The organism is Thalassobacter sp. 16PALIMAR09, from assembly GCF_000765485.1.
GTDB classification, from domain to species: domain Bacteria; phylum Pseudomonadota; class Alphaproteobacteria; order Rhodobacterales; family Rhodobacteraceae; genus Thalassobacter; species Thalassobacter stenotrophicus.
On the sequence record NZ_JHAK01000003.1, the window covers coordinates 1 to 14,878 of the forward strand.

A 14,878-nucleotide genomic window follows, 5' to 3' on the forward strand; every position below is an offset into this window, starting at 1 on the left:
CATGCCAGCACTGATCCGCCCCAACCCCGACAAGAAATACTTGTTCCTGCGGGGATGCAAAAGCTACTGCACAATCTCGCAAGCTGCTGACCGTTATTGCCGCAGCTCCCCGTGGAACGCGGGTGTCGCTGCAGTTGTGCGAGGTGAAGTGCCCGACCCACCAACAGGCGAGATCGTTGAAGAGGTAGCTGAAGCGGCCTGAGGATGTGGAGTAGTTTTGGGTCACATATCTCAAGGCCATATCACTATACGGCAACCTTCGATCTCCCCCCCTGGGTCTTGGCGTTACTCAGGGGAGGCTGAAGCGATCTGGTGGGGTATCTGCAGGGGGCAATGTGGTACGCCCCAGGGAACCGCGCTGGGGCTGTAGGGGCAGCTGAAGGGGTCTGCAGGTCATCGTAGACCACAGCGTAGACCATTTGGTGCCTGTTGACAGCTGTACATCACCTCGCATACCCCTTGTTTTGCTGGAGATACCAGCTGAAGAAGTGCCTGTAACGGGAACAGAACACTTCTTCTGGGCACCACATCGTTCAGGTAACCTCATGTTTCCCTTCAGTTTTCACTTTTGAACGCTGGAGGCGTAGACCATGCTGGAGCTACGCTGCCGTTCGCAACCACTTGCCTAGCACTTCAAGAGGATAACCGCGTCCGTAGCTGTGTCCTACGCCCTCGGTTTGCCATCCACCGATCTGATCTACGATGTCTGATGGACACTCGACGGCTCTCAACCTGTCCCGCATCGAATGACGGAAGCTATGCATGGTGCTTTCTTCTGGTGCGTGTTGCTTGATCCATTTGTTCAGCGCGGCACTGGCCGAGTTGGCGTTCGTGTTGTCGGTCTTGTTGTATCGAGGAAAGGCAAACTTGCTGTCGTGGGCCTCAGCTACAATGCGTTCAGCGGCCCATAGAGAAGCTCCCACAAGCGGAATTGTTCTTGAGCTGCCGCTGGTCTTGAGGCGACGCCATGGATGCTCCTGAACGACCACATGAGGCGTGGTGCCGTCGAGCCGGATGTCTTCAACAAGAAGCCCCGCAGCTTCAGCAAGTCGCATCCCAGTGTCTGAGACCAAGGCAATCAGCCAGCGAAGATCGTCGTCCACCGTTCGGCATAGCGTCTGCAGAGCCTTAATGGTTTCGACGGTCAGAGGTTGGCGGTCCTCAACTCCGGCTTGTCGGTCATAATAGACCCCTGCAAACGGGTTGCTTACAGTTATGCCGATCTCAGCGGCGGCGAAATTGAAGATAGATCGCACCGTGCCAAAGACGCGGGTGATACTGCTTCCAGCGAGACCCTTGGCGATCAATGCATCTCGGAAGCTGTTGGCATCGGCTCGGGTGTAGGTAGTGAGGTCTTTGTCACTGCAAGCATCGATAACATACCCGCAGGCACGCTCTGCCGCTCGATGGAATGTGGCTGGGCGATCTTTGCCCTTCAGTCTGATATAGATCGCTACCGCTTCGCTCAGCTTGACGGAGTTACCTGCAGACTTGCCAGATGCGCCAAGACCATTGGCTACAGACCGCCCGCTCATGCGGAGCAAGTGCTTCCCAGGAAGATCAACGTCACAGATGCGAAGGTGATACCAATGCTCGTCCAACTGCTGAGCCGCCCGCTGTGCTCTCGAATTGGCTACCGCGACAGACTTTGTGCGAAGCGAATACATGATCCGTTCTGCATTATAATGGTGGGACAGATCGCTCGGAACTCGTCGCGAGAAGTAGAAAATCCCCTGTTTTACAAATGTGAAAGGGGCAGTTTTGGTCTCCAGCATGGTCTACGCCTCCAGCGTTCAAAAGTGAAAACTGAAGGGAAACATGAGGTTACCTGAACGATGTGGTGCCCAGAAGAGGACTCGAACCTCCACTCCCTTGCGAGAACTGGCACCTGAAGCCAGCGCGTCTACCAATTCCGCCATCTGGGCGCAATCACATCGTGTGGGCGGAGTATGCTTGCTGAGCGGGGGTGTCAACGAGATTCGCTCAGGTTTTTTACAAAAACCTGCCAGCCCCCTAATATGACCCGCGACCCCTTGCGCCTTGCTCGTGACTAGGGCTGCGGATATGTCCAACATGAACGACCAGAGCGAGAGTGTTATCATCATGTCCAAGCTTGTGACAATCTTCGGCGGGTCCGGCTTTGTCGGGCGCTATATCGCACAGCGTCTTGCCAAGGAGGGTTGGCGCGTGCGCGTTGCGGTCCGTCGTCCGAACGAAGCAATGTTCGTAAAGCCATATGGTGCCGTTGGGCAGGTGGAGCCGATCCTTGCGAACGTGCGGGATGACGCCTCGGTGGCGGCGGCGGTTCAGGGCGCCGATGCGGTGGTAAACTGCGTCGGGATCCTCAGTGAAGCTGGCAAGAACAAGTTTGATGCCGTTCAGCATGAAGGTGCGGCGCGCGTGGCGCGATGCGCGGCCGAGGCGGGTGCCACGACGTTTGTGCAAATCTCTGCGATTGGCGCGAATGAGCGCTCCAAGAGCGGTTATGCCGAGAGTAAGGGCAGGGGTGAGGCTGGCGTTTTGGCCCATTTCCCCAGCGCTGTAATTCTGCGGCCTTCGATCATTTTCGGGACCGAAGATCAGTTCTTTAACCGTTTCGCGACGATGGCACGGTTTCTGCCGATCCTGCCGGTCGTTGGTCCGCAGTCGAAATTCCAGCCAGTCTATGTGGACGATGTTGCTGCCGCAGCAGTCAAGGGTGTGACAGGTGCGGCCAAGCCCGGCATCTATGAGCTGGGTGGCCCCGATGTTGAGACGTTCAAGCAGTTGATGGAGCGCATGCTAAAGGTCGTGCGCCGCCGTGCTTTGGTCTTAACCGTCCCGTTCTTTGCCGCGCGTATCATGGCTGCTGTTCTCGACTTCGTGCAAATTGCCTCGCTTGGACTGTTCACCAATTCGCAGATTACGCGCGATCAGGTAAAGCAGCTGGCAAATGACAACGTCGTTTCACCCGATGCGATGTCATTCGCTGATTTGGGGATTGAGCCGACGGACATGGACGCCGTGCTTGAAACCTATCTTTGGCAGTTCCGGCCCAACGGCCAATATGCCGAAATTATGGACAGCGCCAAGCAGTTGCGCGGCGACGACTAGGTATAGGCGACCGCTAGCAGGATGATGCCCAGCAGTACGCGGTAGATCACGTAGGGCGTAAAGCTGACGGATCGCAAAAGCCGCATCATCAGGTTCAGCGCCAATAGTGCGGACAAAAATGCAAAGACGGCGGCAATGGCGCCGTCTTTTGCCGTTTGGAGGTCCGCGTCTGCCGCAACCTCAAGCCCGACAAGCGAGCCGGAGGCGATAATGGTCGGGATCGACATTAGCATTGCAATCCGTGCCGCGCCTTCGCGGTCGTAACCCAATAACCGAGCGCCCGTGATGCACGCACCTGATCGTGACGTGCCTGGGATGAGCGCGACGGCCTGCCACAAACCCAAGGTCCATGCGTGTTTGAGCGTCCAGCTGCCCGCGGGCCGCGTTGCCGGGCCCTTCTGATCCGCCCAGTAGAGCACAATCCCAAAGACCAACATGGTCCAACCAATCACCGCCATCGATCGCATCGCGTCGTTTAACCCAGTCAGCTTGAGGACCAGCCCTGCGAGGATCACCGGGATCGTCGCGATGATCAGGCACATCGCCAAGTTGGCCTCGGCGGTTTTTTCGGCCCGTGCAAGGTGAGTTATGCCCAAGGCGGCACGTTTCACATCCGAAAGGAAATAGGTGACGACCGCAGCCAATGTGCCGACATGAACGGCAACGTCGATAGCCTGACCTTGATCCTTCAAGCCCGTTAGCTGTGGCAGAAGCACCAAATGCCCGCTGGAGGAAACCGGCAGGAATTCGGTGATTCCCTGAATTACTGCGATCAAGAGGAGGTGAAAAAGAGGCATATGTCAGTATTGCTTACTTAAAAATTAAGAATGTGAGGCGTTTTTCCGGGCGCGCAGATGAAATACTTATAAATAGGTCACTAGTTCTGACTTTTCTTTGATTGACGGCTCGCATATAGCGATGCTTCAGGCAGATGTGAGGAGGCTCCCCCATGGCGACCCAGAAGATGTTGAAGTTTGTGACGCTGGATCGGGCGACTCCGGAGAAACGGGGGGCCGAGGCCCGCAAAGAAGACTTCGGTGAGATTTACCGGCAATATGCAGCCGAGCAGGCTGAGGCGCAAGCGAGCCGGTGTTCGCAGTGCGGAGTTCCCTATTGCCAAAGCCACTGCCCGCTGCACAACAACATCCCAGATTGGCTTCGCCTGACGGCTGAAAACCGGCTGGAAGAAGCGTATCGCGTGAGCCAAGCCACCAATACCTTCCCCGAGATTTGTGGCCGCATTTGCCCGCAGGACCGCCTGTGCGAAGGCAATTGCGTGATTGAGCAATCCGGCCACGGCACTGTTACTATTGGCGCTGTTGAAAAATACATCACCGACACCGCGTTCGAAGAGGGTTGGGTTGACCCCATCGCGCCCTATAAAGAGCGGCCCGAAAGCGTTGGCATCATCGGTGCGGGCCCCGGCGGGCTTGCGGCGGCAGACGTGCTGCGTCGTCAAGGCGTGCAGGTCACCGTCTATGACCGGTATGACCGCGCGGGCGGCTTGCTGACCTATGGCATCCCCGGCTTTAAGCTGGAGAAAGACATCGTTCTGCGCAGAAACAAGCAGTTCGAAGAAGGCGGCGTGACGTTCAAACTGAATTGCTCTGTCGGTGAAGACATTTCCTTTGCGGAGATCCGCGCGGCCCATGACGCTGTCATTATTGCGACGGGCGTCTACAAGACACGTGATCTTCAAGGGCCCGGTTCGGGCGCCGATGGGATCGTACGGGCGATTGACTATCTGACGGCCTCGAACCGCAAAAGCTTTGGCGATGCAGTGCCCGAGTTTGACAGCGGTGAGCTGAACGCCGAAGGCCGGAAAGTTGTCGTCATTGGTGGTGGTGACACAGCGATGGACTGTGTGCGTACAGCCATCCGCCAAGGCGCCGAGAGCGTTAAGTGTCTGTACCGCCGTGACCGTGCAAACATGCCCGGTTCGCAGCGCGAAGTCGCCAACGCCGAAGAAGAAGGCGTGGAATTCGTCTGGCTCACCGCGCCCAAGGGCTTTGCCGGTGACCCTGTGAATGGTGTGATGGTGCAGAAAATGCGTCTTGGCCAACCCGATGCCACTGGCCGTCAGGTGCCCGAGGTTATCGAAGGCGCGGACTACGTCGAAGAAGCCGACCTTGTGATCAAAGCCTTGGGCTTTGAACCCGAAGATCTGCCCGCGTTGTGGAATGAGCCAGAGCTGGAAGTGACCCGCTGGGGCACCGTCAAAGCCAACTTCCGCACCCATGAGACACCAATTGAAGGTGTCTATGCCGTGGGTGACATCGTGCGTGGTGCCAGCCTTGTGGTTTGGGCCATCCGCGACGGTCGCGAAGCTGCCGAAGCCATTTTGGAAAAACTCAACGCTGCCGGAGCATCGGTCGCCGCTGAGTAAGTGCTAAATCGCGGAGCGGCGCATATGCGCCGGACACTCCCGCAATCCTGCTGACAATCTCGCGTGGCATAGCCGCGCTGCAACTGAAAAGGACCTCATCCTATGACCAAATATGATCAAGCCTGGGTCGCTGCTGAGGAAGCCAAACGCCAGTGGATGGAGGAAAACAGCCTCTTTCGCGATGAGCATGAGCATAGCTCCTGCGGGGTCGGCCTTGTTGTGGCCAAAGACGGGCAGCCGTCACGCAAAGTCGTGCAGGCGGGTATCAACGCGCTGAAAGCGATTTGGCACCGCGGTGCTGTCGACGCGGACGGCATGACGGGTGATGGCGCGGGTATCCACGTGCAAATCCCGGTCGAATTCTTCTATGATCAAGTGCGCCGCACAGGTCATGAGCCCGATGTCGACAAGCTGATGGCGGTGGGCCAAGTGTTCCTGCCCCGCTCTGATTTCGGTGCGCAGGAAACCTGCCGGACGATCGTTGAAACCGAAGTCCTGCGGATGGGCTACTATATCTATGGCTGGCGCCATGTGCCCGTTGATGTGACGTGCCTCGGTGAAAAAGCCAACGCCACACGCCCCGAGATTGAGCAGATCATCATCAGCAACTCGAAGGGCGTTGACGAAGAAACGTTTGAGCGTGAGCTGTATGTCATCCGCCGCCGCATCGAAAAAGCCGCGACCGCTGCTGGTGTGCGTGACCTGTACCTTGCGTCGTTCTCGTGCCGGTCGATTATCTACAAAGGCATGATGCTCGCGGAACAGGTTGCCGTTTTCTATCCCGACCTCATGGATGAGCGGTTTGAAAGCGCGTTTGCGATTTATCACCAGCGGTATTCCACCAACACATTCCCACAGTGGTGGCTGGCGCAGCCCTTCCGCATGTTGGCCCACAACGGTGAGATCAACACTCTTAAGGGCAACCTCAACTGGATGAAGTCGCACGAAATTCGGCTCTCGAGCCAGAACTTCGGTGAGATGGCTGAGGACATCAAACCTATCGTGCCCGGTGGGTCGTCCGACAGTGCCGCCCTTGATGCGGTGTTTGAGGTTATGGTGCGCGCGGGCCGCTCTGCACCGATGGCCAAAACCATGCTGGTGCCCGAGTCGTGGTCCCAACAGGCAGTTGAACTGCCTCAGGCTTGGGTCGACATGTATTCCTATTGTAACTCCGTGATGGAGCCATGGGATGGTCCCGCAGCATTGGCGATGACTGATGGTCGCTGGGTCTGTGCGGGCCTCGATCGGAACGGTCTGCGCCCCATGCGGTATGTCGTGACCGGTGATGGCTTGCTGATCGCGGGTTCTGAGGCGGGCATGGTGCCGATTGATGAGGCGACGGTTGTTGAAAAAGGCGCGCTTGGCCCCGGCCAGATGATCGCGGTCGACATGAAAGAAGGCCGTCTGTTCCACGACGCTGAGATGAAAGACCAGCTGGCCGCCGAACGTCCCTTTGGCGAGTGGGTTGAGAAAATCACCGACCTGCAAGAGCTGACCGGTGGGGTGTCCGAGACTGCACTGCACACAGGTGGTGACCTGCGCAAGCGTCAGGTGGCTGCTGGCTATTCCATTGAGGAATTGGAGCAGATCCTTGCGCCGATGGCCGAAGATGGCAAAGAAACGCTCGCCTCTATGGGCGATGATACGCCCTCGGCTGTGCTTTCTTCGCAGTACCGTCCGCTGAGCCACTTCTTCCGCCAGAACTTTAGCCAGGTCACGAACCCTCCGATCGACAGCTTGCGCGAATTCCGCGTCATGAGCTTGAAGACCCGGTTCGGGAACCTGAAAAACGTGTTGGATGAGGACAGCTCTCAGACCAATATTCTGGTGCTCGATAGCCCCTTTGTCGGCAACGCTCAGTTTGATGCGATGCTGAACCAATTCGGCGACAGCGTTGTCACGATTGACTGTACGTTCCCTGCGGATGCCGGCAAAGGCGCGCTGCGTAAGGCTTTGGATCAAATTCGCGAAGAAGCCGAGGACGCTGTACGGTCCGGCGGTGCGCATATCGTTCTGACGGATCAATTGCAGTCCGAGGGCAAAGTCGCGATGCCGATGATCCTCGCGACCAGTGCTGTGCACAGCTGGCTGACGCGCAAAGGCCTGCGGACCTTCTGCTCGATCAACGTACGCTCGGCTGAGTGTATCGACCCGCACTACTTTGCGGTTCTGATCGGCTGCGGTGCGACAACTGTGAACGCCTACCTGGCCCAAGACAGCCTTGCGGATCGTATCGACCGCGGCCTGCTGGATTGCACGCTGACCGAAGCGGTCGCGCGCTACCGTAACGCGATTGACCAAGGTCTGCTCAAGATCATGGCCAAGATGGGGATTTCGGTGATTTCCAGCTATCGCGGTGGTCTAAACTTTGAGGCCGTCGGCCTGAGCCGTGCGATGGTTGCTGAATACTTCCCCGGTATGCTGAGCCGGATTTCCGGCATCGGCGTGTCTGGTGTGCAGGGCAAGGTCGAAGAAGTTCACACTAAGGGCTGGCGTGGCGGATCCGACGTTTTGCCCATCGGTGGCTTCTACAAAGCCCGTCGTTCCGGCGAAAAGCACGCGTGGGAAGCGCAGACGATGCACATGCTGCAATCGGCCTGTAACCGCTCCAGCTATGAGATGTGGAAGCAGTATTCCAAGGCGATGCAAAGCAATCCGCCGATCCATTTGCGCGATCTTTTGGCGATCAAGCCGATGGGCACGTCCGTGCCAATCGAAGAGGTGGAATCGATCACCTCGATCCGCAAACGGTTCGTGACACCGGGCATGTCGCTGGGCGCGCTGTCGCCCGAGGCGCACAAACTGCTCAACGTCGCGATGAACCGGATCGGTGCGAAATCCGACAGCGGTGAAGGTGGTGAAGATCCCGCACACTTTGTGCCGGAGCCAAATGGCGACAACCCTTCCGCCAAGATCAAACAGGTGGCATCTGGGCGCTTTGGCGTCACGGCTGAGTACCTGAACCAGTGTGAAGAGCTGGAGATCAAGGTCGCACAAGGTGCGAAACCCGGTGAGGGTGGCCAGCTTCCGGGCATGAAGGTCACCGACCTGATCGCGCGGCTGCGGCACTCGACCAAGGGTGTGACACTGATTTCGCCTCCGCCGCACCACGACATCTATTCGATCGAAGACCTTGCGCAGCTGATCTACGACCTCAAGCAGATTAACCCGCGTTGTAAGGTGACGGTCAAACTGGTGGCGTCGTCCGGTGTTGGGACGATTGCGGCTGGTGTGGCCAAGGCCAAGGCCGACGTGATCCTGATTTCGGGTCACAATGGTGGCACCGGTGCATCGCCCGCGACCTCGATCAAATATGCGGGTCTGCCGTGGGAAATGGGCCTGACCGAAGCGCACCAAGTGCTCGCGATGAATAAACTGCGTGAGCGCGTGACCCTGCGGACTGATGGTGGCCTGCGGACCGGGCGCGACATCGTCATGGCTGCGATGATGGGTGCGGAAGAATACGGCATCGGTACCGCCGCTCTGATCGCGATGGGCTGCATTATGGTTCGCCAGTGTCAGTCCAACACCTGCCCCGTAGGCGTATGTACACAGGACGAAGCCCTGCGCGCCAAGTTCACCGGGACCGCGGATAAGGTCGTGAACCTGATCACTTTCTATGCACAAGAAGTGCGGGAAATCTTGGCCGAAATCGGCGCGCGTTCACTTGATGAGGTGATCGGGCGTGCGGATTTGCTGACACAGGTTTCGCGTGGCTCGGCGCATCTGGATGATCTGGATCTGAACCCGATGTTGATCACCGTAGATGGCGCGGCGGACATTCAATATGACCGTCACAAGCCACGCAACGCCGTGCCCGACACGCTGGACGCGCAGATTGTGAACGATGCGCATCGCTTCCTCGAAGATGGGGAAAAGATGCAGCTGTCCTACGCTGTGCAAAACACGCTGCGGACCATCGGCACGCGCACATCCAGCCACATCGTGCGGAACTTCGGCATGCGCAACGCGCTTCAGCCGGATCACCTGACGGTCAAGCTGGAGGGCTCCGCAGGTCAGTCGCTGGGTGCGTTTGCGGCACCGGGCCTCAAGCTAGAGGTATCGGGCGACGCGAACGACTACGTCGGCAAGGGCCTTTCGGGCGGTATCATCGTGGTGCGTCCACCGATGAGTTCGCCGCTCAAAGCGGATGAGAACACCATCATCGGCAACACGGTTCTTTATGGCGCAACGGACGGTTACCTGTTTGCAGCTGGTCGCGCGGGCGAGCGTTTTGCGGTGCGGAACTCTGGTGCGTCGGTCGTGATCGAAGGCTGTGGCTCCAATGGTTGTGAATACATGACCGGCGGTGTTGCGGTGATCCTTGGCTCGATCGGGGCGAACTTTGGCGCCGGGATGACCGGCGGCATGGCCTATCTGTACGATCCCGAAGGCAAAGCACCTGCGCTGATGAACATGGAAACGCTGGTGACCTGTCCTGTGACCGTTGATCATTGGGAACAGCAGTTGCGCGGCATGGTCCAACGCCACGCAGAGGAAACAGGCTCGCGTAAAGCGGCTGAGATTTTGCAGCACTGGGACCTTGAGAAAGGGAACTTTGTGCAGATCTGCCCCAAAGAGATGCTGGGCCGTCTGGCAGCCCCCTTGGGGATCGAAGACACCGCGGTGCCCGCCGAATAAGCGACCTGCACTTTGAAAACTAAAGGCCGCGCCCCTCAAACGGCGCGGTCTTTTGCATATGGGCAACAGCCCGCCGTAGTCGGGCGCAATCTGCTCGCTCAGCCCGAAGGGCATGGGTATATTGGCCGCTATGGCAAAAGCGAAACGTAAGACACCGTCAAAATCCAAGGCAGCACCGCGCGAACGTCGGCTGACGTGGAATGGCCTGCGCCGCTGGTCCCTGCGCGGGCTGGTCGTGGCAGTTGTTCTGCCAGTTCTCTATGTCATGGCGCTGGCCTTCGTGAACCCGCCGATCACCCCCTACATCTGGTCTGAACGCGCGCGCCTTGGTGAGGTGCGTTGGAATTGGGTCGACCTTGAGGATATGCCCCCCCACGTGGCACAGTCTTTCGTTGCCGCTGAGGATGCGAATTTCTGCCTGCATTGGGGCTTTGATATGGGCGCGATTCGCCTCGCCCTTGAGGAAGGCGCGAACCGCGGTGCCTCAACCATCAGCCAACAGGTCGTTAAGAACGTGTTTTTGTGGCAGGGTCGGTCGTGGCCCCGAAAGGCGCTTGAGGCCGTGTTGACCCCAGTCATGGAAGCGACTTGGTCTAAGCGGCGTATTATCGAAGTTTATCTGAACGTGGCCGAGCTGGATGAGGGTGTGTTTGGTATTGGGGCTGCGGGGCCGTGGTATTTCGGGGTTGAGGCCGGAGCGTTGTCGGCAGCACAAGCGGCGCGGTTAGCGGCGGTCCTGCCGGCGCCCAAGGTGCGTTCCGCCAAAGAAGCCTCTGCGCGCAGCCGTTCTATCGCCGATGGGGCCGCCACGATCCGGGCGGATGGCCGCGCAGCCTGTTTCGAGAGTTGAATCCCGCCTCCCAAGCGGGCAGAAACATGGGGAACAACACGCGCGGCGTCCTTTTCCCATGATTCAACTCTATCAATTTGCCCTCTCCCCGTTTTGCCGCAAGGTGCGGCTCGTGCTCGCGGAAAAGAAGCTGGATGTGCAGCTGGTCGATGAGAAATATTGGGAAGACAACCAAGACTTTAAGCGCCGCAATCCGGCAGGCAAGGTCCCTGTTCTGCGGATGGATGGTTTGACGCTGTGCGAAAGCCAAGCGATTTGCGAGTACATCGAAGAAACCCATCCAGAGCCCGCGCTGATACCCAACAACCCCGCCGCCCGCGCAGAGGTTCGGCGGATCGTTTCGTGGTTTGACGATAAATTCCACCACGAGGTGACCTCAAAGCTGGTCTATGAGCGGGTGAACAAAAAACTCACCCGGTCCGGATACCCTGATGGGCGTAACGTCAAAGAAGGCTCCAAGGCGATCAAGTTTCACCTCGATTATATGGGCTGGTTGCTAGACCAACGCCGCTGGCTCGCAGGAAGCGAGCTGACCATGGCGGATTTCGCGGCTGCTGCGCATTTGTCCTGTCTCGACTATATCTCGGACGTTGATTGGGACCGGAACCGCCAAGTGCGCGAATGGTACGCCAAGATCAAATCCCGGCCCGCCTTCCGTTCCATTCTAGCTGATCAAGTCTCAGGCTTTCCACCGCCGCGTCACTATGCGGACCTCGACTTCTGATCCCAGCCCCGCGGAATTGCGGGCGGGTCTGGAGGCTCAGGCGCGGGATGCAGGGTTTGCCTCGATGGGGATATGTGCGCCGGATGCGGTGCCTGAACTGCCCGCGCGGCTAAAGGCATTCGTGGATGCAAACCGCCACGGACAGATGGCTTGGATGGCTGAGCGGATGGCGTGGCGCGGCGATCCCGGCGCGCTATGGCCCGAGGCGCGATCGGTCATCATGCTGGCCGAACCTTATACACCCGACAGCGACCCGCTAGACGATATCACTCACCGTGAAAACGGCGTCATCAGCGTATATGCCCGCAATAGAGACTATCATGACCTCGTGAAAAAGCGGCTGAAGCGCGTTGCGCGGTGGCTTGTGGCGGCGGCAGAATGCGAAGTGAAAGTGTTTGTGGACACAGCCCCCGTGATGGAAAAGCCGCTGGCGCAGGCGGCTGGCTTGGGCTGGCAGGGCAAACATACCAACCTTTTGTCGCGCAAGCTGGGGAACTGGTTTTTCCTCGGCGCAGTATTCACAACGGCAGATCTGCCCAAAGACACCCCAGAGGCAGAGCATTGCGGCAATTGCCGCGCGTGTTTGGATATCTGCCCCACGCAGGCCTTTCCCGCGCCGTTCCAATTGGATGCGCGGCGGTGCATTTCCTACCTGACGATTGAACACAAAGGCCCGGTGGATGATAGCCTGCGCCCAGCTTTGGGCAATCGCATTTACGGCTGCGATGATTGTCTTGCGGTGTGTCCGTGGAACAAGTTCGCGGTTGAGGCGACCGAGTTGCGCTATCATGCGCGCGATGACCTGCGTCAGCCCGCGTTGGCGGAACTGGCAACTTTGGATGATGCAGCCTTTCGCGCGCGGTTTTCGGGCAGTCCGATCAAGCGGATTGGTCGGGACCGATTTGTGCGCAATGTGCTCTATGCTATCGGCAACTCTGCGCAGCCTGATCTGCGGCCCGTAGCGCAAAGCTTATGCGAAGATAATGATCCAACGGTGGCCGATGCCGCACGCTGGGCGGAGGAACGACTGAGATGATCCTGTTAAGTTTTGGCCACGGCTATTCGGCGCGCGCGCTTACGAAACTCTTGCTGCCGCAGGGCTGGCGGGTGATCGGCACAACCCGCACGTCCGAAAAGGCAGAAGTCCTGCGCAGCGAGGGTGTAGAGCCTGTCCTGTGGGGCGAGGATCTGAGCGGCGCTATCGCCGAGGCGACGCATATCCTGACCTCGGCCGGACCAAACGCGGATGGGGACCCGGTGCTGGAAACCTATGGCGCAGCGCTTGCGCCGCACCTTGGGGACAAGGACTGGGTTGGCTATCTGTCGACCACGGGTGTGTACGGTGATCATGGCGGCGGCTGGGTGGATGAGGAAACACCACTCGCGCCCTCAACCCGCCGAGGGCAAATGCGTGTGGATGCAGAGGCCGCATGGCAGGCGCTATGTCCGGCGGTGAACCTTTTCCGGCTTGCTGGGATTTATGGGCCGGGTCGTGGGCCGTTTGAAAAGGTTCGGCGCGGCACTGCGCGGCGGATCATCAAGCAGGGACAAGTGTTTTCCCGCATCCATGTTGAGGACATTGCCCAAGTGCTAGAGGCGAGCATCCGCCAGCCTAACCCCGGCGCGATCTACAACATGTGCGACAATGACCCCGCGCCGCCCCAAGACGTGATTGGCTATGCCGCAGAGTTGTTGGGAGTTCCGCTGCCGGAGGCTGTGGACTTTGAGGTGGCTGAGATGACCCCGATGGCGCGCAGCTTTTATGCCGAGAGCAAAAAGGTCAGCAATACGCGTATCCTAAAGGAGCTGGGCGTTACACTGCGCTATCCGGATTACCGCACGGGCCTAGAGGCATTGTTGGCTGCGGGCGAGTAAATCGGTTCGCGCCCTTTCGCCGGGACATGCCGCCTGGAATTGTAATTCAGATTGTCGTGATCGGGTCGCGTTTTGATTCACAAATCGGATAGATGCGCCTATCACAGGCAAAAATAGCCGTTCCGAGGCAGAGCATACATGGCGATCTCAAGACGACTCCTTCTGGCGATGCTTCCGGCGGCTCTTGCGGGCTGTGTGGGTGGCGCAACGACCCGCTATTCTGGCCCCACGGTGACCAAGGTTGAGGTGCATAAAGGCCGGCGCAAAATGTATCTGCTGAACGGTCGGGATATTCTGCGCGCCTACGACATTCAGCTGGGGTTTACCTCTGCGGGGCCGAAACAGTTTGAGGGTGACGGCAAGACCCCCGAGGGCCGGTTTATCATCGACCGCCGCAATCCGAACTCGGCTTTTTTCCTATCACTCGGGATCAACTATCCCCGGCCACATGAGGTGGCTTTTGCCCAATCGCAGGGGCGCGATCCGGGTGGTGATATATTTATCCACGGTTGGGGCAATAAACGGCGCCCGCGCTCGGCCGATTGGACCGCTGGGTGTATCGCCGTGACCAATGCCGAAATGCGTGAGATTTATATGATGGTCCAAGATGGGACCATCATAGACATCGTGGCCTAGCTTGCGGGTGCGTCAGGGATTTCGCTGCTGCCGCCAAATCCTGTGTTAAGCACCCACCAGATTTTGCCGTTCGGCTCTTGGAAAAACGCAAAACCCAACTGGCGCGCATCGGGGTCTAGGATCACGGCCCGAGGCCCTTCTTCCTGCATCCACGCGGCTACGGTCTCTAGTTCAGATTCGTAGGTTTCCGACAGAGTTTCGCCCAAAACGGTGCCCGTATAGCCAACGCTACGGGCCCGATCGATTGGGGATGAGCCATCAGAGCCGAAGTGCCAAGGTCGGTTTTGGATTGAGATATCGCGGGCATGGGTTGCCGCCGCCGCAGTCAGGACCGGGTTCAGTTCTAATGCGGGCACACCGGCACCTTGGCGCAGCGCGTTTACGGCATCAAGGACGCGAAATGGAATGCGGCGCCCATCGCTTTCGGTGATGCGGTATAGCCTTGGCAGTGGCTTCCCGTCCGGGCCTAAAGCCGATGGCGCGGGAGGTGTACAGGCGGTCAGAGCGGTCGCGGCCAAGAGTGTTAGGGCGTGGCGTCGGTTCATTATACTTATCCAGGTTGGGCCCGAATTTGGGCGCATGTCATGGCTTGGATATCCCTGAGCAGTATGCAAATCAAATGTGCAGATGCAATTTGACGTCAGCCGCACTGCATTGACCAGCGAGTGCGGCT

12 protein-coding genes and 1 tRNA gene are annotated in these 14,878 nt (G+C 58.5%); 9 read left to right on the top strand and 4 right to left on the bottom strand.

The window, feature by feature from the left end:
- The coding region (locus PM04_RS18175; protein WP_038005332.1) for a hypothetical protein at positions 1–202 on the top strand (202 nt) is incomplete at its 5' end.
- Between the two features lie 397 nt (positions 203–599).
- Here the strand turns inward: PM04_RS18175 and PM04_RS07385 are convergent.
- Positions 600–1,775, bottom strand: coding sequence for a DUF6538 domain-containing protein (locus PM04_RS07385; protein WP_038005336.1), 1,176 nt, complete (start codon positions 1,773–1,775; stop codon positions 600–602).
- Between the two features lie 63 nt (positions 1,776–1,838).
- A tRNA-Leu gene (locus tag PM04_RS07390) sits at positions 1,839–1,925 on the bottom strand.
- Positions 1,926–2,103: 178 nt separating this feature from the next.
- Between PM04_RS07390 and PM04_RS07395 the strand changes: the two genes are divergently transcribed.
- Positions 2,104–3,093 carry a complex I NDUFA9 subunit family protein gene (locus PM04_RS07395; RefSeq protein ID WP_038005934.1) on the top strand — a complete coding sequence of 330 codons (990 nt, stop codon included), beginning with the start codon at positions 2,104–2,106 and terminating at the stop codon, positions 3,091–3,093.
- On the opposite strand, the gene PM04_RS07400 is transcribed toward PM04_RS07395, so the two are convergent.
- Complete coding sequence (locus PM04_RS07400; RefSeq protein ID WP_038005339.1) at positions 3,090–3,890, bottom strand: undecaprenyl-diphosphate phosphatase; 801 nt, start codon at positions 3,888–3,890, stop codon at positions 3,090–3,092. The genes PM04_RS07395 and PM04_RS07400 overlap by 4 nt on opposite strands.
- A gap of 152 nt (positions 3,891–4,042) precedes the next feature.
- Here PM04_RS07400 and PM04_RS07405 point away from each other — a divergent pair, with 152 nt between their 5' ends.
- From PM04_RS07405 to PM04_RS07435, 7 genes are all read left to right on the top strand, one after another.
- A complete protein-coding gene (locus PM04_RS07405; RefSeq protein WP_038005342.1) occupies positions 4,043–5,479 on the top strand; it encodes an NAD(P)-dependent oxidoreductase in 1,437 nt (478 codons plus the stop codon).
- Between the two features lie 102 nt (positions 5,480–5,581).
- Entirely contained in the window at positions 5,582–10,120 is a 4,539-nt protein-coding gene (gltB, locus tag PM04_RS07410) for a glutamate synthase large subunit (protein ID WP_038005345.1), read from the top strand.
- 130 nt (positions 10,121–10,250) lie between these two features.
- Positions 10,251–10,970, top strand: a complete 720-nt coding sequence (gene mtgA / locus PM04_RS07415; RefSeq protein WP_038005349.1) for a monofunctional biosynthetic peptidoglycan transglycosylase — start codon at positions 10,251–10,253, stop codon at positions 10,968–10,970.
- A 58-nt stretch (positions 10,971–11,028) separates the two neighbouring features.
- Entirely contained in the window at positions 11,029–11,694 is a 666-nt protein-coding gene (locus tag PM04_RS07420) for a glutathione S-transferase family protein (RefSeq protein WP_038005351.1), read from the top strand.
- Positions 11,675–12,730: a tRNA epoxyqueuosine(34) reductase QueG gene (queG, locus tag PM04_RS07425; RefSeq protein WP_038005354.1), complete on the top strand. Its 1,056-nt coding sequence runs from the start codon at positions 11,675–11,677 to the stop codon at positions 12,728–12,730. Before PM04_RS07420 ends, queG begins: the two co-directional genes overlap by 20 nt.
- The gene (locus tag PM04_RS07430) at positions 12,727–13,569 is read left to right on the top strand and encodes an SDR family oxidoreductase (RefSeq protein ID WP_038005357.1); all 843 of its coding nucleotides are present in this window, start codon (positions 12,727–12,729) and stop codon (positions 13,567–13,569) included. Before queG ends, PM04_RS07430 begins: the two co-directional genes overlap by 4 nt.
- A 138-nt stretch (positions 13,570–13,707) precedes the next feature.
- A complete protein-coding gene (locus tag PM04_RS07435) occupies positions 13,708–14,205 on the top strand; it encodes a murein L,D-transpeptidase family protein (protein ID WP_052068366.1) in 498 nt (165 codons plus the stop codon).
- On the opposite strand, the gene PM04_RS07440 is transcribed toward PM04_RS07435, so the two are convergent.
- The gene (locus PM04_RS07440) at positions 14,202–14,750 is read right to left on the bottom strand and encodes a CAP domain-containing protein (RefSeq protein WP_038005363.1); all 549 of its coding nucleotides are present in this window, start codon (positions 14,748–14,750) and stop codon (positions 14,202–14,204) included. The genes PM04_RS07435 and PM04_RS07440 overlap by 4 nt on opposite strands.
- Positions 14,751–14,878: the final 128 nt, after the last annotated feature.

Coding starts and splice junctions, on each gene's coding strand:
- PM04_RS07395 (WP_038005934.1), top strand. CDS start 2,104: ATGTCCAAGCTTGTGACAATCTTCGGCGGGTCCGGCTTTGTCGGGCGC.
- PM04_RS07385 (WP_038005336.1), bottom strand. CDS start 1,775: ATGCTGGAGACCAAAACTGCCCCTTTCACATTTGTAAAACAGGGGATT.
- PM04_RS07430 (WP_038005357.1), top strand. CDS start 12,727: ATGATCCTGTTAAGTTTTGGCCACGGCTATTCGGCGCGCGCGCTTACG.
- queG (WP_038005354.1), top strand. CDS start 11,675: ATGCGGACCTCGACTTCTGATCCCAGCCCCGCGGAATTGCGGGCGGGT.
- mtgA (WP_038005349.1), top strand. CDS start 10,251: ATGGCAAAAGCGAAACGTAAGACACCGTCAAAATCCAAGGCAGCACCG.
- gltB (WP_038005345.1), top strand. CDS start 5,582: ATGACCAAATATGATCAAGCCTGGGTCGCTGCTGAGGAAGCCAAACGC.
- PM04_RS07400 (WP_038005339.1), bottom strand. CDS start 3,890: ATGCCTCTTTTTCACCTCCTCTTGATCGCAGTAATTCAGGGAATCACC.
- PM04_RS07440 (WP_038005363.1), bottom strand. CDS start 14,750: ATGAACCGACGCCACGCCCTAACACTCTTGGCCGCGACCGCTCTGACC.
- PM04_RS07405 (WP_038005342.1), top strand. CDS start 4,043: ATGGCGACCCAGAAGATGTTGAAGTTTGTGACGCTGGATCGGGCGACT.
- PM04_RS07435 (WP_052068366.1), top strand. CDS start 13,708: ATGGCGATCTCAAGACGACTCCTTCTGGCGATGCTTCCGGCGGCTCTT.
- PM04_RS07420 (WP_038005351.1), top strand. CDS start 11,029: ATGATTCAACTCTATCAATTTGCCCTCTCCCCGTTTTGCCGCAAGGTG.